At 60.4% G+C, this 17671-nt stretch carries 16 protein-coding genes; 10 read left to right on the plus strand and 6 right to left on the minus strand.

Annotated elements, in window-relative coordinates; all coding sequences use genetic code 11:
* Positions 1 to 3: 3 nt before the first annotated feature.
* Complete coding sequence (locus tag GRI58_RS07070; RefSeq protein WP_160752874.1) at positions 4 to 639, minus strand: class I SAM-dependent methyltransferase; 636 nt, start codon at positions 637 to 639, stop codon at positions 4 to 6.
* 83 nt (positions 640 to 722) lie between these two features.
* Positions 723 to 1457 carry an SDR family NAD(P)-dependent oxidoreductase gene (locus tag GRI58_RS07075; RefSeq protein WP_160752875.1) on the minus strand — a complete coding sequence of 245 codons (735 nt, stop codon included), beginning with the start codon at positions 1455 to 1457 and terminating at the stop codon, positions 723 to 725.
* Positions 1458 to 1570: 113 nt separating this feature from the next.
* Between GRI58_RS07075 and GRI58_RS07080 the strand changes: the two genes are divergently transcribed.
* The 6 genes from GRI58_RS07080 to GRI58_RS07105 all read left to right on the plus strand — a co-directional run bounded on the left by GRI58_RS07080 (position 1571) and on the right by GRI58_RS07105 (position 6895).
* Positions 1571 to 2353, plus strand: a complete 783-nt coding sequence (locus GRI58_RS07080; protein WP_160752876.1) for a succinate dehydrogenase iron-sulfur subunit — start codon at positions 1571 to 1573, stop codon at positions 2351 to 2353.
* Positions 2354 to 2360: 7 nt separating this feature from the next.
* On the plus strand, positions 2361 to 2819 hold the full coding sequence (locus GRI58_RS07085; RefSeq protein WP_160752877.1) for a PaaI family thioesterase: 459 nt from the start codon (positions 2361 to 2363) through the stop codon (positions 2817 to 2819).
* Entirely contained in the window at positions 2816 to 3925 is a 1110-nt protein-coding gene (gene zapE / locus GRI58_RS07090) for a cell division protein ZapE (protein WP_160752878.1), read from the plus strand. The genes GRI58_RS07085 and zapE overlap by 4 nt, the downstream gene beginning before the upstream one ends.
* A gap of 32 nt (positions 3926 to 3957) precedes the next feature.
* Positions 3958 to 4278 (plus strand): heavy metal-binding domain-containing protein, encoded by a 321-nt coding sequence (locus tag GRI58_RS07095; protein WP_160752879.1) that lies wholly within the window; start codon positions 3958 to 3960, stop codon positions 4276 to 4278.
* Entirely contained in the window at positions 4275 to 4592 is a 318-nt protein-coding gene (locus tag GRI58_RS07100) for a hypothetical protein (RefSeq protein ID WP_160752880.1), read from the plus strand. Before GRI58_RS07095 ends, GRI58_RS07100 begins: the two co-directional genes overlap by 4 nt.
* 101 nt (positions 4593 to 4693) lie before the next feature.
* A complete protein-coding gene (locus GRI58_RS07105) occupies positions 4694 to 6895 on the plus strand; it encodes a TonB-dependent receptor (RefSeq protein ID WP_160752881.1) in 2202 nt (733 codons plus the stop codon).
* 106 nt (positions 6896 to 7001) lie between these two features.
* Here the strand turns inward: GRI58_RS07105 and GRI58_RS07110 are convergent, their stop codons facing one another.
* The gene (locus GRI58_RS07110; RefSeq protein WP_160752882.1) at positions 7002 to 8570 is read right to left on the minus strand and encodes an amino acid permease; all 1569 of its coding nucleotides are present in this window, start codon (positions 8568 to 8570) and stop codon (positions 7002 to 7004) included.
* A gap of 147 nt (positions 8571 to 8717) precedes the next feature.
* Here GRI58_RS07110 and panB point away from each other — a divergent pair, with 147 nt between their 5' ends.
* Both panB and GRI58_RS07120 read left to right on the plus strand, forming a co-directional pair.
* Positions 8718 to 9590, plus strand: a complete 873-nt coding sequence (panB, locus tag GRI58_RS07115; RefSeq protein ID WP_160752883.1) for a 3-methyl-2-oxobutanoate hydroxymethyltransferase — start codon at positions 8718 to 8720, stop codon at positions 9588 to 9590.
* A gap of 8 nt (positions 9591 to 9598) precedes the next feature.
* Positions 9599 to 10651 carry a DUF475 domain-containing protein gene (locus GRI58_RS07120; protein WP_160752884.1) on the plus strand — a complete coding sequence of 351 codons (1053 nt, stop codon included), beginning with the start codon at positions 9599 to 9601 and terminating at the stop codon, positions 10649 to 10651.
* On the opposite strand, the gene prsR is transcribed toward GRI58_RS07120, so the two are convergent.
* The 3 genes from prsR to GRI58_RS07135 all read right to left on the minus strand — a co-directional run bounded on the left by prsR (position 10648) and on the right by GRI58_RS07135 (position 15682).
* Positions 10648 to 12024: a PEP-CTERM-box response regulator transcription factor gene (gene prsR / locus GRI58_RS07125; protein ID WP_160752885.1), complete on the minus strand. Its 1377-nt coding sequence runs from the start codon at positions 12022 to 12024 to the stop codon at positions 10648 to 10650. The genes GRI58_RS07120 and prsR overlap by 4 nt on opposite strands.
* Positions 12024 to 14123: an XrtA/PEP-CTERM system histidine kinase PrsK gene (prsK, locus tag GRI58_RS07130; RefSeq protein WP_160752886.1), complete on the minus strand. Its 2100-nt coding sequence runs from the start codon at positions 14121 to 14123 to the stop codon at positions 12024 to 12026. The genes prsR and prsK overlap by 1 nt, the downstream gene beginning before the upstream one ends.
* 170 nt (positions 14124 to 14293) lie before the next feature.
* Complete coding sequence (locus GRI58_RS07135; RefSeq protein WP_160752887.1) at positions 14294 to 15682, minus strand: helix-turn-helix domain-containing protein; 1389 nt, start codon at positions 15680 to 15682, stop codon at positions 14294 to 14296.
* Between the two features lie 160 nt (positions 15683 to 15842).
* On the opposite strand from GRI58_RS07135, the gene GRI58_RS07140 reads away from it, so the two are divergent.
* Together GRI58_RS07140 and GRI58_RS15420 are read left to right on the plus strand one after the other, a co-directional pair.
* Positions 15843 to 17441 carry an isocitrate lyase gene (locus GRI58_RS07140; protein WP_160752888.1) on the plus strand — a complete coding sequence of 533 codons (1599 nt, stop codon included), beginning with the start codon at positions 15843 to 15845 and terminating at the stop codon, positions 17439 to 17441.
* Positions 17442 to 17485: 44 nt separating this feature from the next.
* Positions 17486 to 17668, plus strand: a complete 183-nt coding sequence (locus GRI58_RS15420; RefSeq protein WP_202386853.1) for a hypothetical protein — start codon at positions 17486 to 17488, stop codon at positions 17666 to 17668.
* Positions 17669 to 17671 lie beyond the last annotated feature (3 nt).

A 17671-nucleotide genomic window follows, 5' to 3' on the forward strand; every position in this document is an offset into this window, starting at 1 on the left:
GGTCTAGGCGCCCCGGCGCCGGGCCACGCCCCATTCCATCCAGCCCAGCGGCCTTGGGGCCTTTTCGAGATACGCCTGCCCGATCGGTTCGACCTCGAACCCGTTGGCACGCAGTGCAGAACCGATCCCGCGCGTGAGATGACAGCCCCCCGCGAGCGGCTTCCAGAACGGCTCGATCCGCATTTGCCAGCGCACCACCTGCGCATCGGGCGCGCGCCCATGTTCGAGGAACAGCAGCCTGCCACCCGGCTTCAGGACACGCCGCATCTCTCGAATGACCTGGTCGTGATCCTGCACGGAGCACAGCGTATAGGTGCAGATTACCGTGTCGAAACTGCCATCGGCAAAGGGAATATCCTCGCCACTCGCCTGCCGTAAATCGGCCTCCCATCCCTGCGAAGAGGCCAGCGACCTTGCGCTTTCGAGCAGCGGTTCATGCGGGTCGATCCCGGCCAGCGCGGTGACTTTCTCGCGATCGTAGAACTTCTGGTTGAGGCCACCGCCACAGCCAAGCTCAAACACGCGCCCTTCGGCCAAGGGGACGATTTCACGCCGCCGCTGCTCGATCCCCTCTTGCGCACACGCGCAACGGATAAGTCGCGGCATAATGTGCCGGTCGTAGAAACTCCTGAGGCCCATCCCCTTGCCTCTCCTCTCCCGATGATTCGCAAGGCTATCGTCGCGGGGAGCCTTGGCAATCAAAAAGAGCACGAGACGCCGCTTCAGGGTGCGACTGCCTCACCCTTCCAGTCGAACACCTGACCGCTATCCTCGGGCGTAAGCGAACGAACAATGCCAAGAAGATCTTTGGCCGCCTTGCGCGGGCTGTGCAATTGGCCTTCAGGCAAATTCGCCTGAAACGGTTTGCTCAGGCCGGTATCCACCGTTCCGGGATGCAGCCCGGCAACGACCGCTTGACGATGGGTGCGCGCCAATTCCAGCGCCAGATTGCGCAGCAGCATGTTGAGCGCCGCCTTGCTCGCGCGATAGCTGTGCCACCCACCCAATCGGTTGTCCCCGATCGAAGCAACGCGCGCGGAAAGCGCGGCAAAGACGCAGCGCCGATCGCGCGGAAACAGTGGCAACACATGCTTGGCGACGAGCATCGGACCGATTGCGTTGATGCGGAACGCGCTCTCCATCGCGTCCGCATCGATTTGGCGATAGCTGCGCTCAGGACCGGTGCCATCGTCAAGCGTCAGCACACCGCTGGCGACAATGGCCAGTTGTGGCGGATCGGAGCGCATTTCCGCAGCAACCTCGGCAATACTGCCCTCGTCGGTGAGGTCGAAACGACGCCTGCGCATCTGCTCCCCGGCATCGCCGTGAAATTCGCCCGAACGGCTCACCGCCCACACCCGCACGCCCTCTCCCGCCAGCACATCGCACAGCGCCGCGCCGATCCCACCGCTCGCGCCGAACACCGCCGCGCATTCGGGCCAGTTCGCCTCACTCATCGCATCTTGCCAAAATTGCAGCACTCCCCCGGTAACTGAAACCGCTCGCACCCTTGCTCTCGTGTCGTCAAGCGTTAGAGAGGCAGGAAAGCATACAGGACTTTGGACAAGACATGGCGACTTTCACGCTTCCGAAGAATTCGAAGATCACCGGCAAGGGCCACAAGCACACCGCCGATGGCGCTGCGCGGGTCAAGCGGTTCAAGATCTATCGCTACGATCCCGACAGCGGCGAAAACCCGCGCTACGACACGTTCGAGATCGATCTCGACCAGTGCGGGCCGATGGTTCTGGACGCGCTGTTCAAGATCAAGAACGAGGTCGATGCGACGCTGACCTTCCGCCGCTCCTGCCGCGAAGGGATATGCGGTTCCTGCGCGATGAACCTCAACGGCAAGAACGGCCTCGCCTGCACGACCGCGATCGAGGATCTCAAGGGCGATATCCGCATCACCCCCCTGCCCCACATGGATGTTATCAAGGACCTCGTCCCGGACTTCACCCATTTCTACGCGCAATACGCCTCGATCCGTCCCTGGCTCCAGACCGTCAGCCCGACGCCGAGCGGCAAGGAGCGGCTGCAGTCGCCCGAACAGCGCGACCAGCTCAACGGCCTTTACGAGTGCATCCTGTGCGCTTGCTGTTCGACATCCTGCCCCAGCTATTGGTGGAATTCGGACAAGTTCCTCGGCCCGGCGATTCTCCTCCAGGCCTATCGCTGGCTGGCCGACAGCCGCGACGAAATGACCGGCGAGCGGCTCGACCAGCTCGAGGATCCGTTCCGGCTCTATCGCTGCCACACGATCATGAATTGTGCGAACGTCTGCCCCAAGGGCCTCAGCCCGGCCAAGGCGATTGCCGAAACCAAGAAGATGATGGCCGAACGCGTCGTCTGACCGCCCTATGGCTCTGAGCGAGGACGTCTTCGAACACGGGCCGGACCCGGACAATCCCGGCTGGCGGCACTGGAACCTGAAAGACCAGACCCTGTTCAACGGGGCGGTCATGGGCCGGATGATCACGCGCGTCGATGAGGATGGCCGCGCACGGCTGAGGATGTTCCCCGAGCGTCGCCATGAGAATCTTCAGGGCATAATCCATGGCGCGGTGACGCTGGCGCTGATCGATATTTCGCTGTTCACATCCATGCACACCATTGGCAGTGGCAATGCCGGGCCTTCGGTAACGCTGGAGTTGTCGACCCAATTCGTCGGCGCGGGCAAGGTCGATGAACCGCTCGATGCCGTGACGGAGATCGTGCGCGAAACCGGCAGCATGGTGTTCGTGCGTGGCACGGTCGAACAGGGGACCCACGTGGTCGCGTCCTATTCGGGCATCGTCAGGAAGATGCGTCCGCGATGAGCGGAATGCTGGCGCGCTACGAGCGGCTGGTCGCAGGTGGAGAGCTGAGACCGGACCCGGATCAGCGCCGCGCTGCCGAGCGGCTCGCGGCCTTGCAGAAAGAGCTTGAGGCGGAGACCGGGGGCGGCCTGCTGTCGCAATTATTCGCCCGGCGGCAGATTCCGCGTGGGCTGTATATGTGGGGCGGCGTTGGACGCGGAAAATCCATGCTGATGGATCTGTTCGTCTCTACCCTCGAGATCAAGCGCAAGCGGCGGACGCATTTCCATGCCTTCATGCTCGAGATCGACGGACTGATCCGGACCGAGCGCGCGAAGCAATTGGGCGATCCGATCAAGCCGGTCGCCGCAGCCATAGCCGCCGAGGCACGCTGCCTCGCCTTCGACGAAATGGTCGTCACCAACACCGCCGATGCCGCGATCATGAGCCGCCTGTTCACCGCGCTGATCGTGGATGAGGGGGTGACGGTGGTCACCACCAGCAACCGCCCTCCCCGCGATCTCTACAAGGACGGGCTCAACCGCTCGCTGTTCCTGCCCTTCATCGACCTGATCGAGGCGCAGCTCGACGTCCTTTCGCTCAACGGTCCGGTCGATTACCGGCTCGACAGGCTCGGAGATATCGACAGCTGGCATGTGCCGCTGGGCGATGCGGCGACGGCGCAGGTCCGCGAGGCATTCTTCCGCCTGACCGACTACAAGCCCGAGGATGCCGCGAACGTCCCTTCCGCCGATCTCGATCTGGGTGGCGGGCGGACGCTGCATGTGCCCAAAAGCCTCAAGGGCGTGGGCGTGTTCAGCTTCAAGCGACTATGCGGGGAAAATCGCGGCGCGGCCGATTATCTCGCCATCGCACATGCCTATCACACAATCATCGTCGTCGGTATTCCGGTGATGGGACCGGACAATCGGGACCAGGCGCTGCGTTTCACCAAGCTGGTCGATGCGCTGTACGAGAACAACGTCAAGCTGTTCGCCACCGCTGCCACTGAGCCCGAAGCGCTCTATCCCTCAGGCGACGGCAGCTTCGAATTCGAACGTACCGTCAGCCGCCTGAAGGAAATGCAGAGCGAAGATTACATGGCGCGCGGTCACGGACAGGTGTAATCTCGCGATCTCAAACAACACAGGGGTTGGCGATGCTTGTAACGACCACAGAGAATGTTGCGGGACGCGAAATTACCGAGACAATCGGGCAAGTGTTCGGCGTCGTCGTCCGCAGTCGCGGCATGGCCGGTAATATCGTTGCCTCGTTGCGCACTATCCTGGGCGGCGAAATCCACGAATATACCTCGCTGGTAGAAGATACCCGTCGACATGCTATCGACCGGCTGGTGATGAACGCCCGGCTGATGGGTGCCGATGCGGCGGTGATGATGCGGTTCGATTCGGGTGAAATCGCGCGGATGATGAACGAGGTCGTGGCTTACGGCACAGCAGTCAGGCTTGCGCCCGAATGAAGGCGAATGTCCGGCTTGTTGCGTTCGTCCTGGGCGCGCTGATGACCGGCGCGGGTGCGGCCATCAGCGTTGCCAGCGGGACCGGCGCGGGGATAGGGCTGCTCGTCATTGGTGCGCTGGTCATTTTAAGCCTCGCATTCGAGCGGCGTTACGGCCGACCGGATGCGCCGAGCGACGTCCCAGCCAACGCATGGGAGCGCACGCGCGAATGCTTCGTGGATGACGAAACCGGCCAACTTCTTGAAGTGTGGGTCGATCCCCTCACTGGCGAACGGCGCTATGAGCCGGTTCAGGACTGCCTGATCTGCGACTGATTTCCGCGCAAACCGATGAAAACCCGACCGGCACGGACGAACAGCATTGATATGTTGTAACATACTGCTATTGGGGCCTCGAAACATAATGAGGTAGCTCCATGACATTCCGTACCGTGCTGCTTTGCAGCGCAGTCTGCTTTGCATTTCCCCTTCAAGCGCACGCCGAAGCACCTGCTCCCCAGCAGTCTTCAACTGATACCTCCACACAAACATCGACGCGAACGTCCACTGCTTCGACAGCCAGCGACGAAACCGGCAATGCGATCGTCGTGACAGCGCGTCGGCTCGACTTGGCGCGCGACAGCATCAATCCCTCGCTTGGCACCAGCCAAACGCTGGTGACCCGCGCAGCGATCGACGTTCAACCGGGTGGCGCCAACAATGCGCTCTCTTCCGTGCTGTTGCAGGCACCCGGCGTATCGCAGGACTCGACCAACAACGGCGAGGTCCACATCCGTAACGAGCACGGCAATGTGCAGTATCGGCTCAATGGAGTGACGGTGCCGCAGGCGTTCTCCGGTTTCGGGGCCGACGTCGATCCGCGCATCGCCAATTCGGTCGAAATCCTGACCGGCGCGCTGCCCGCGCAATATGGGCTGCGCACCTCGGGCGTGGTCAATATGACGACGCGTACAGGCACCTTCGGCCTCGGCGGTGATGTCGGCATCTATGGCGGCAGCAACAACGAGATCAATCCGAGCGCGTCCTTTACCGATTCCTTCGGCGCGACCAATGTGTTCCTGTCTGGCAGCTATCTCGAAAACGACCTCGGCATCGAAAACCCGACCCCCGACCGCGCGGCAATTCACGACCACACCGAGCAGTGGCGCGGCTTTGGCTATGCCTCCACCCTGCTCGGCAGCGAAGACCGCATCAGCGCCTTCGGCGGCGCGGCGATCGGGCGGTTTCAGATTCCCAACCAGCCGGGTGTCACGCCGGAATACAATTATCTCGGCCAGACTGATTTCGATTCGACCAAGCTCGACCAGAATCAGCGGCAGGACACCTGGTTCGGCGTCGTCGCATTCCAGCACTCGGGCGACCGGCTGAACTTCCAGATCGCGCCCTTCTATCGTTATGCCAAGGCGCAGTTTACTGCCGACCCGAACGGCGGCACACTGATGTTCAACGGCACGGATTCGAACCTGACAGAAACAAGCTATGCTAGCGGCGTGCAGGCCGATGCCTCCTACGCACTGGGTGACAGCCACACATTGCGTTTTGGCCTGTTCTTCCAGAATGAGGTTTCACGCAGCGACAGCGTGAATCGCGTGTTTCCGGTCGATAACAGCGGTGCCCCGCAGTCGAGCGACGTCCCAATCGTTATCCCGGTCGCCGAGCGCGTGCTTGGCCGGACCTATTCTGCGTATCTGCAGGACGAATGGAAGCTGTCCGACACGTTGACTGCGAATTACGGCGTTCGCTTCGACGAATCCGATGCGCAGGTGAACCAGTACCAGTTCAGCCCGCGCTTCAATCTCGTGTGGACACCGGGAGAAGGCACTACGCTGCACTTCGGATACGCCCGATACTTCACCCCTCCTCCGCTTACCCTGATCGGCAAAGGCACGCTGGCTGCATTCGATGGCACCACCGGCGCGCCCGAGGTGCAGGCCGACGGTCCGATCCGCGCAGAGTCGGACGACGTGTTTGACATCGGCATCCAGCAGAAGGTCGGCGACCATCTGACTCTTGGCGTCGATACCTATTACAAGATCGCCCGCAATCTGCTCGACGACACCACGCTCGGCGGAACGCAGATCCTTGCACCGTTCAATTACGCCAAGGGGCACACCTGGGGCGTCGAATACAAGGCATCCTACAACAACGGGCCGCTCAACGCCTACTTCAACATGGCACGCGGCCAGCAAAAGGCGACCGACATCGTCTCCAATCAGTATTTGATCGGTGCTGACGACTACGCCTATATCGCGAACCATTACATCTACACCGATCACTCACAGAAGCTGACCATGTCAGGTGGGGCCTCGCTCAATCTCGATGATGGGATTGGCAAGCTCAAGCCGGCCGTGGATTTCATCTACGGCAGCGGTCTGCGCAAGGACGATCCGGTCGGCGGCATACCCAATGGTGGCGAGCAGAGCCCATATATCCAGGTCAATCTCGGCCTCGCGCAGGACTTCGGTTACGACAAGGACCATGCATGGTCGCTGCGCTTCGACGTGATTAACCTGTTCGATTCCGTCTACGAAATCCACGACGGTTCGGGCGTCGGCGCCGGTCAGCCGGAATATGGCCCGCGTCGTTCATTCTTCGTCGGACTGCACAAGGCCTTCTGACATACGACAATGCCGCCCCTTTTCAGGAGGGTCGGCATTGCGTTTTCCAATCGAACGATTCAGTCAACGATCGCCGGCGCTCCGTGTGGAGCGCCGGCGATCTTGATCAATCGGGTGCCGAAGGCACCATCGTCTCTTCGCCTTCGACATCGTCGACAACCTCAACAATTCCGCGGCCCAGATGGCTGTGACGGCGACTGTAGAGAAAATAGACAATCAGTCCGAGCGCGCCCCATCCCGGCAAGAACAGCATCGCTGCGCTGGGCAGATTGAAGAACAGCAGGACGCAGCCGATAATGGTCAAAGGTGCGACGACCCACACGCCCGGAACCTTGAAGTGGCGTGGGCGGGTCGGATCTTTCACGCGCAGCATCATCACCGCAATCGCCACCATCATGAAGGCGTAGAGGGTTCCGGCATTCGAAATGTCGGCCAGCTGCCCGACCGGGAAGAAGGCCGCAGCGATGGCGACCGCAACACCGGTAATGATGGTTACGATGTGCGGAGTGCGGAAACGGGGGTGAACCCGGCTCAGCGCTTCCGGCAACAACCCGTCACGGCTCATGACGAAGAAAATACGCGTCTGGCCAAAGATCAGCACGAGGATCACCGACGGGAGGGCAAGAAAAGCTGCCAGCCCGATGAGATTGCCAATGCCTGTAAAGCCGATCATCTTCAGAACATGCGCCAGCGGCTCTTTGGAGCAAACCAGCGCGTTTGCGTATTGCGGCAAAGCACATTGGCGCGCGAGTTCGGTCGAACCGGCTTCGAGCGGCAATCCAGCCGCGCTCATGATCGGCTCCCCGCCAAGCGTACCGATAGCCCCGGCAGCGACAAGAATATAGAAAACGGTACAAAACAGGAGCGACCCCACGAGGCCTATTGGGACGTTACGTTGGGGGTTCTTGGTCTCCTCAGCAGCGGTCGAGACTGCGTCGAAGCCCACATAGGCAAAGAACATGGTCGCAGCCGCACCGACCGCGCCAACGCCGCTACCCCAGCCGCCGAAAAGACCGGCTGGCAGAAACGGATTGAACTTCTCGGCCGAGAATTCCGGGCTGGTGAGCGTGATAGCGACAAAGGCGGTCAGAGCGATAACCTTGATCCCGACCAGTACCGCGTTGACCTTGGCGCTTTCACTTGTGCCGATCACCAGCAGGAAGGTGACCAGCAACGCGATTACCAAGGCAGGCAGATTGATGAAACCGCCGGCCACGCCGCCAAATGCGAGCGGTCCGGCGCTCAACCACGTAGGCAGATGAACACCGAGCCCGCCAAGCACCGTTCCGGAAAAATACCCAGACCAGCCGACCGCAACTGCGCTCGCCGCAATCGCATATTCCATGATCAATGCCCAACCCACGGTCCAGGCGAAAAATTCGCCTATCGTCGCATAGCTGTAGGTATAGGCGCTGCCCGCAACGGGGATCATTGCCGCGATTTCCGCATAGCAAAGAGCTGCGACGATACAGACGGCACCGGCGATCGCGAACGCGACCATGAGGCCTGGCCCGGCCTTCTGCGCACCGACGGCGGTCAGCACGAAGATACCCGTACCGATAACGCAGCCGATTCCCATCAATGTCAGCTGAAACCAGCCTAGCGAGCGCTTGAGCGACTTCTTGTCTGCTACCGCCAGGATGGCATCAAGCGGTTTGACCCGATCTAAGAACATGTTTTGCTATTTCCCTCCCTCTGTCGGCGCAGGAGATAATTAACGCGCCCTCAGGAATGGGGCTGCAAGCTAACGAAACCAAATTGCAATACAAGGCGAAATCTGGCGGGTTTCCCCGACGGTCGCCGCCGTGTAGACGCTCAAGCCATGTCCACGACTTTCCAGCTCGATGCTTCGACCAGCAGGGCCACCCCCACGCCGCAGCCGCGCAAACGGCTGACGGTGCCGAAGATCCGCGCGCACAAGCAGTCCGGCGAGACCAAGGAACCGCTTGTGATGCTGACCGCCTACACGGCGCGGCAGGCGCAATTGCTCGATGCGCATTGCGATATGCTGCTGGTCGGGGATTCGCTTGGGCAAGTGATCTACGGATTGCCCTCCACCCTGCCCGTGACCACCGAAATGATGATCGCCCATGGTGCGGCGGTCGTTCGCGGGAGCTATCACGCGCTGGTCATCGTCGACATGCCTTTCGGCAGTTACGAAGGATCCAAAGAGCAGGCGTTCGACACCGCCAGCCGGATCATGGCCGAAACGGGTTGCGCGGCGGTCAAGCTGGAAGGCGGCGAAGCGATGGCCGAGACAATTGCTTTCCTCTCCTCGCGCGGCATTCCAGTGATGGCCCATGTCGGCCTGACGCCGCAGGCGGTCAATGTGCTGGGCGGTTATGGCGCGCGCGGGCGCAGCCAGCACGAACATGACAAGATCATCGCCGACGGACAGGCCGTCGAGCAGGCTGGCGCCTTTGCGGTGGTGGCGGAAGGCGTGGTAGAACCCATAGCCGTTAGCCTCACCAGGACACTTGAAATACCAGTCATCGGCATTGGCGCATCTGCGCAATGCGATGGACAGGTGCTGGTCACCGAAGATATGCTGGGCATGTTCGAACGGGTGCCGCGCTTCGTCAAACGCTATGAAAACCTCGCCGAAGTAATCTCATCGGCGGCGGAAACCTACGCGACGGAGGTCCGAGCACGGAATTTCCCGACCTCCGACCAAACCTATCAGCCCAAGGACTAGACACCGACATGGGGGGTATTGTCAGGCACTACGCCTTCTCCATAATCTTCATGCTCGTCTGCCTTGTGCTCGCGGCATGGTACGGCTGGGAAAGCACCGGCAGCGTCGCTGGGATGATGTCTGTCCTGTGGGTGGTTTTCGTCCTGTCGGTGCTGGAAGTATCGCTCAGCTTCGACAATGCGGTCGTCAATGCGTCGGTCCTCAAGGAGATGGACGAGGTCTGGCAGCAGCGCTTCCTGACCTGGGGCATCGCCATAGCGGTGTTCGGGATGCGTATCCTGTTTCCGCTGGCGATCGTCGCCATCGCGGCGGGAATCGGGCCTGTCGATGCAGTGAACCTGTCCTTGCGCGATCCCCAGCAATACGAACAGATCGTCAGCTCCGCCCATGTGGGCATCGCCGGTTTCGGCGGTGCATTCCTCGCCATGGTCGGCCTGAAGTTCTTTTTCGACCTCGACAAGGAAGTGCACTGGATCCGGTTCGTCGAGAAACGGCTGGTATCGTTTGCCAACCTTCCCGCAATCGAGATCGCCTTGCTGTTGCTTGCGCTGTGGGGCGTGTCGACCATGCTACCTTCCGAAGAAGCCTTGACGTTTTTGGTTGCCGGCATCCTCGGCCTTGTGGCCTTCATTGCGGTCGAAGGGATCAATGCGCTGCTCGAAGGGGACGATATAGGCACGACGGCAGCACAAGCGGTGGTACGCAATGGGTTGGCGGGATTTCTCTATCTCAACGTGCTCGACGCAAGCTTCAGCTTCGACGGGGTAATCGGTGCTTTCGCATTGTCGAACAATATGATTGTCATCGCGCTCGGCCTCTCGATCGGCGCCATGTTCGTGCGCTCGATGACCATCCACCTCGTCCGGCAAGGCACGCTGTCGCAATACCGTTTTCTCGAACATGGGGCATTCTGGGCGATCATCGCGCTGGGCGGGATCATGCTGATCTCAGCACGGTTTCACATTCCCGAGACGATCACCGGGATTATCGGAGCGGTACTGATCGGCCTCTCGCTCGCCTGGTCGATCTTTTACAACAGGCGCGAACGCAGCGATCTCTAGGCGTCTTCCGGCCTGAGCTCATACTGTTTGAGCAGATCGTAAAGCGTCGGGCGACTGATCCCGAGCAGCTTGGCCGTGTTGGAAATATTGCCTTCGCTACGCGCAAGTGCCTGACGGATCATCCGACGATCGGCCTGCTCGCGCGCAGTCTTGAGGTTGAGTGCAAGTTCGTCGCCTTCCTCACCATCTTGCAACAGATCCAGATCTTCGGCGCTAACAAGCTTCCCATCGGCCATGATCACCGCGCGCTTGACCCGGTTTTCCAGTTCACGGACGTTTCCGGGCCATGGCCAGCCATCGATTGCCGCCAGCGCATCGGGAGCGAATCCTTTCACTTGCGGGTTCATTTCCTTGGCAAAACGGGTCAGGAAGCTTTTCGCGAGCAACACCGCGTCGCCCGGCCTTTCGGTCAGCGTCGGGATCTTCACCACGATCTCTGCGAGGCGGTAGAACAAGTCTTCACGAAAACGCCCATCGGCGATCATCGCTTCGAGGTCCTGATGGGTCGCGCAGACGATCCGTGTATCGACCGCGATCGTTTGGCGTCCGCCAACACGTTCGATCGTACGCTCCTGAAGGAACCGCAACAGCTTGACCTGAAGCGGCAGCGGGATGTCACCAACCTCATCGAGGAACAGCGTGCCACCATTAGCCTGTTCAATCTTGCCCTCGGTGGTCTTGACCGCGCCGGTAAAAGCGCCCTTTTCGTGCCCGAACAGTTCGCTCTCGAGCAGGTTTTCCGGGATCGCCGCGCAATTGATCGCAACGAATGCGCCCCCGCTACGATCGCTCGCGTCGTGCAGGCCGCGGGCAAGCAATTCTTTGCCCGTCCCGCTCGCACCAAGCAGCATCACCGAAACATTTGCGTTGGCGACACGCTCGATCGTGCGTGCTACCTTTTGCATCTCTGGTGCTGCTGTAATCATGCGGCCGAGTACGCGTTTGTCCTCGCCCACGCGCTCGGCGAGGCTGCGGTTTTCGCTTTCGATCTGGAAGAGCTTGAAGGCGCGCTCGACGATCAACCCGAGCCGCTCGATATCGACCGGCTTCTGGTAGAAGTCATATGCACCGCGCTTGATCGCCTCAAGCGCGCTTTCCCGCGCCCCATGCCCCGATGCCACGATCACCTTGGTATCGGGTTTAAGCGCCATGATCGCATCGAGCACCGCAAAACCTTCGTTGGTGCCATCGGGATCCGGCGGCAGGCCAAGATCGAGCGTCACCACCGCAGGCATATCCGCGCGCAGCGCATTCAGCGCCGTTTCGCGATCGAATGCCTGAACAACCTCGAAATCGTCATACGCCCATTTGAGCTGAGCCTGCAGCCCCTCGTCATCCTCTACGACCAGCAATTTCGGCTTCGAAGCGCTCATTACGCTGCCCTTTCATCAACATCGTCGGTGCCATGCTGGCGTTCGATCAGCCGGGCAGCCTCGGCGAGAGGCAAGCTCACGGTAAAGCGCGACCCGAGCCCTTCGCGCGATTGCACATGCAGCCGCCCGCCCATCGCGTGAACGAGCTCGCGGGCTTCGCAAGCGCCGATCCCAAAGCCGTTGTCCTTGGTCGACTGGAACGGGCGGAACAGCTCGGTACGGATAAATTGTGCGCTCATGCCCTTGCCCGTGTCGATCACCGAAATTTCACCGCGGAGTCCGGTACTACCGATTTCCATGAGGACCTGGTGTCCTTCAGGGCTGGCATCGATCGCGTTTTGGACGAGATGGGAGATCGCTTGATCGAGGCATTCCGCATCGCCCACCACCACACATTCGCCATTGCTCTGAATTTCGACGGGATGTGTTTCGGCAAAGCGCAACCGAATGTCACGGGCCATGCGCTTGAGCTCAATGGCCTGCCGCCTTTCGCCGCGCGGGGTTCCATAACGACCAAGCCGACGCACCAGCCCATCGAGTTTGTCGGTGCTGTTGCGCAAGGTCACGACCATATCCTTGCGGAATTCGGGATTTTCGGCGTGCTTTTCGGCATTGCGGGCCAGCAGTCCCATCTGGCTGGACAGATTCTTGATGTCATGCATGACGAAAGCCATGCGGCGGTTGAATTCGTCGAAGCGAGCCGCTTCCTGAAGCGCTTCATGGCTGGCGTTCTCGGCCAGATAGCTGGCCAGCTGCTGACCGGAGATCGCAAGCAGGTCGAAGTCTTCCCAATCGAGCCGCCTCGGCGCCGCCGGACGGGCAAGGACAATTACGCCCATCAGTCGCTCAGAGTGAAGCAATGGCACGGCTGACCAGATCTGCGGATCGGCGACCAACCATTCCGGAATGTGCTGCAATTCGCCATGGTGTTCGATCCCCGCGCGCACCTCGCCAAAATCGAGGATCAGACCTTCGCCCTCGAAAATCCGCGCCAGTGCCGAGGGCATGGCCGGTGCAGGAACGTCGATGGCGTCCCATCGCCACCGCTCGGCCAGCGTCAAGCTGCCCGTCTCGTCGGGAGCCAACAGCAGGCCAGCTCCGCTATCGGTGATATCGGCGAGCGATTGGATCGCGCGCTGCTGAAGACTTGCCGTATCGCTTGCGGCATTTGCCATAGTGTTGGTGAAACGTATCCACTCATTCCGGTAATCGTAGCGGTGCTTGAACAGGTGTTTCAGTGCCAGTAATCGCAACGACCCGCGCAGTCTTGGCGATGGTAGCCATAACGCGACGATGATGGCCGCCAGCAACAAAATGCCGACCTGGGTGACATGCGCTAGATCGCCCGACGCGCGCGCGACCCTGTCGGACAAAGCCACCATCGCCAGAAAATAAAAGCCAGTGAGCGCAATCGACAAGGTGCTGAAAGTCATGGCCCGGGAAGGCTTGAACCGCAATCCAGCGGACTTCTGCAGATATCCGAATGCGAACATCGCAGCGCTCACTGCGACAACCGCTGCTCGCAACGCTCCCAATTGCACGGTCGTCTTCCCGCTGAGATAGGCGACCGTGTAGAGGTTGAGTTCGAACAGCCAGAACAGGGCCAGTGCCGCGCTGTTCCAGGCCAGCAGCCTGCGCGAGCTGGTGGCGGCGCCGCCATAGAGGTTATGAACCAGCAACAACGCGCCGACGGCAACCAGAATTCGGAATAGGGCCATCATTTGAACGACGGCGGCAACCGGTTGAGGTTCGGCGGAAGCGATCGCGATTAGGAAGAATTGCAGAAATTCGACCAGACCCAGCGCCACCGCTACTGGGCGCACCAATGCCAGACTTTCGTCGCGACCATCATTGGCAAACAGCCGGAACAGGACAAAAATCCACGCGAGATTGCGAAGGATTTCGTAAAATTGCGTGAGACTGCTGGATGGGGGAAGAGTAATGACCAGCAGACACCATACGCCGCTGACCAGCAGAGCCGTAATGCCTGCAAAGCGATCCGACCGCTGACTGTCGCCCATCTTTGCAACTGCAATAGCGGACAGGGCGCAGACGACAGCACCCGCTCCGAATAGCAGCAGAGTTAGCAATTGGGCCATCAGCAGACCTCGCGCCCGTGACCGCCCGCAGAAAGCCGCGTCCATATCGGACTCGAAGGCAAGACGGGACAGGCGAATTCGGTCATGCGCCATATCTGGAGAAACAAGGTAAAATGTCGGTAAATTTTACACTTCTTCCTGCAAGCTGAATTCGTTGGACTGCCCGGGGATCAGCGACTATCGGCAAATTCGAACGGCACAGACAGTCGCTTTGTACGATCGAAAGAAAGTCTGCGCCCGGCGGGCGGGTACGCACGCTGGCTGCAATCGACGATGTGGCACCGCCGACACCCCAGACCGATAGGCATCGCCTCGTCACGTCCCGATGCCACCCACCGAGCAGACGCAAGATCGCTCGCAAGCGACGCGTCGACACCCAGCACCACTGTAAAGAGTGAATCCGCATTGCCAGTTGCTCCGCTGATCGCTTTGGCAAAGGTCATCCACTGCGCGGTACCGGAACCGGCATCGTCGACCAGTATGTTCTGCACCAGCAATTCGCCACGTCGGCCAAACGCCGCGGTTGCCTGCCACAATGGGCAGACGGCTTCACTTTCGAGAAACACCGCTCCGCTCGCGCCAACGAAGCGTTTGGAGATCTGCCCCGCCCGGTCGAGTCGGGCCATGAAGAACGGTAGACCGCGCTGGCCGACGCGTTGCAGCGTCGTCAGACGATGCGCGAGCTGTTCGAAACTGACCCCGAACCGCCTTTGCAGCACCGAAAGATCGTATCCAGTGGCATCGCAAGCACGCAGAAAGCGGCTGTAGGGCATGATCAGCGCCGCTGCGAAATAATTAGCCAGATGACGTGCGAACAGCTCTCGCCCAGCCTCATCGTACATCTCAGCCCCAGCGACGAGGCTAGCAATTGCGTCACGCTGTTCAATCAGCCCGATCTGAAGCGCAAGCTGGAAGACACGCGATTCCGGAGAGAGCAGCTCCGACAGCTGAATTTGCCTTGCATGCAGATCGAGCCGCCTGAGACTGTCAGGCATGACGTCGCGAGGCAGGATCCGGACGGATAACTGGTGCTTGTAGCGCAACCGCTCGGTAATCGCGCCGAGCACGTCGCCACGCGAAAGCCTGATCTCATCGGCAAGCTGTTCGGCGGAATGGTCGAGATCGGCGAAATGATTGCGCCAGCGTTCTATCTCACGACGCGATACGACCAGCGGATCATCACCGCCATGCCGTGCAGCCGGGTCGGCGCTATCGTAAAGGCGCGCAAAAGCGGCGGCAATTTGAGGAACCGAGGACAAAAGTTCATCGACTTCGTCGCGATCGATCGCGAGGTCGGCAAAGCGTTCGTCGGCAAAGCGTCGCGCTAGCCCATCGATCCCGCCGACACTGCCATCCTCCTGCATCTCGCGCGGGTCGAACCCGAACTCGGCGGCGAGTTGCATCACCACACGCGCAGTGACAGGTCGCTGGTTTCGCTCGATCAGATTGAGATAGCTCGGCGAAATCTGAAGGCGCGCCGCCATCGCGGCCTGGGTCAATTGCTGGCGCTTACGCAGGCGACGCAAAACCGGTCCTGCAAACAATGCCGCATCCGACATATGTAAATTCCTTTACTAATTTACACTCGATATACATGGAAGTAGCAGACCATTACAGCATTAACTGTAAATTTTGCGTGGCTTCGAGCCTCACATGCTCCACAACCTTGGTCAGATTTTGGACATGCGGGGCGTCCCGCAAGACTTGCAGGAGAATACCATGACCTATCAGGCCAACATCGGTGAGCTACGCACCGCAATCGATGGCGCAGGCGCACCCTGGGCTGCGATAAATGCCGAATCGGCCGCGCGGATGCAGGCGCAGAACCGCTTTCCAACCGGGCTCGATATCGCGCGCTACACGGCAGCGATCATGCGCCGCGACATGGCTGCCTATGATGCTGATCCTGCCGCTTACACCCAGTCGCTGGGTTGCTGGCATGGGTTCATCGCCCAGCAGAAGATGATTTCGATCAAGAAGCATTTCGGATCCACCGAGCGGCGGTATCTTTACCTGTCCGGCTGGATGATCGCCGCGCTACGCAGTGAATTCGGCCCCCTGCCCGACCAGTCGATGCATGAAAAGACTTCGGTCCCCGCGCTTATCGAGGAAATCTACACCTTCCTGCGTCAGGCCGATGCACGCGAGCTTGGCGGTATGTTCCGCGCGCTCGACAAGGCGCGCGAGGCAGGCGACGAGGTCGAGGCCAAGCGGATCGAACACGCAATCGACAATTTCGAAACGCATATCGTCCCGATCATCGCCGATATCGATGCTGGGTTCGGTAACGCCGAGGCAACCTATCTCCTCGCCAAGAAGATGATCGAGGCCGGTGCCTGCGCGATACAGATCGAGAACCAGGTTTCGGACGAAAAGCAGTGCGGCCACCAGGATGGCAAGGTCACCGTGCCGCATGAGGACTTCCTCCAGAAGATCCGTGCGATCCGCTATGCCTTCCTCGAACTGGGGCTACCCGAAGGCATCATTGTCGCGCGCACCGATTCGCTTGGCGCCGGACTCACCAAGCAGATTGCCTTTTCCAAAGAACCTGGCGATCTGGGCGACCAGTACAATGCTTTCCTCGACTGCGAGGAAGTCGACGCCAGCACGCTCGGCAACGGTCAGGTTCTAATCAGTCGCGAAGGCAAGCTGATGGCTCCCAAGCGCCTTCCTTCGAACCTGTACCAGTTCCGCGCCGGCACGGGTGAGGACCGCTGCGTGCTCGATTGCATCACATCGCTCCAGAACGGCGCTGACCTGCTGTGGATCGAAACCGAAAAGCCGCATGTCGAACAGATTGCCGGCATGGTCGATCGCATCCGCGAGGTCGTGCCCAATGCCAAGCTGGTGTATAACAACTCGCCCAGCTTCAACTGGACTCTCAACTTCCGCCAACAAGTCTATGATGCGTGGGAGAAAGAAGGCCGCGACCTGTCAAGCTACGATCGTGCTCGCCTGATGAGCGAGGACTATGACGCCACAGAACTCGGCCGCGAGGCGGATGCTCGTATCCAGACGTTCCAGGCCGATGGGGCAAAGCGTGCCGGTATCTTCCATCACCTCATCACCCTGCCGACCTATCACACGGCAGCGCTGAGCACCGACAATCTCGCCAAGCGCTATTTCGGCGAGGATGGAATGTTGGGCTACGTCAAGCAGGTCCAGCGCGAGGAAATTCGTCAGCAGATCGCCTGCGTGAAGCACCAGAACATGGCGGGCTCGGACATGGGGGACGACCACAAGGAATATTTCGCCGGGGACGCCGCGCTCAAGGCCGGCGGATCCGCCAATACCATGAACCAGTTCGCCGCTGCCTGAGCCCATCGGGCTCACAGCGCATCGATTTAGCAAGGAGAGTACCCATGACCGAGACAGCAACCATGGCCCGCGAACCCGGACGCGCCCGCGCCCTGTTCTCGACCGCCGATTTCCGCCTGCTGCGCGCTGCGCTGGCCAGCCACGCCCGCGCCACCGAGGATCGCGAGGAATTGGCGAAGATCAACGCACTGCATCACCGCCTCGGCACATACGTCAGCGGCGAATAGGTT

The organism is Qipengyuania algicida (genome assembly GCF_009828025.1).
Classification (GTDB): Bacteria; Pseudomonadota; Alphaproteobacteria; order Sphingomonadales; family Sphingomonadaceae; genus Qipengyuania; species Qipengyuania algicida.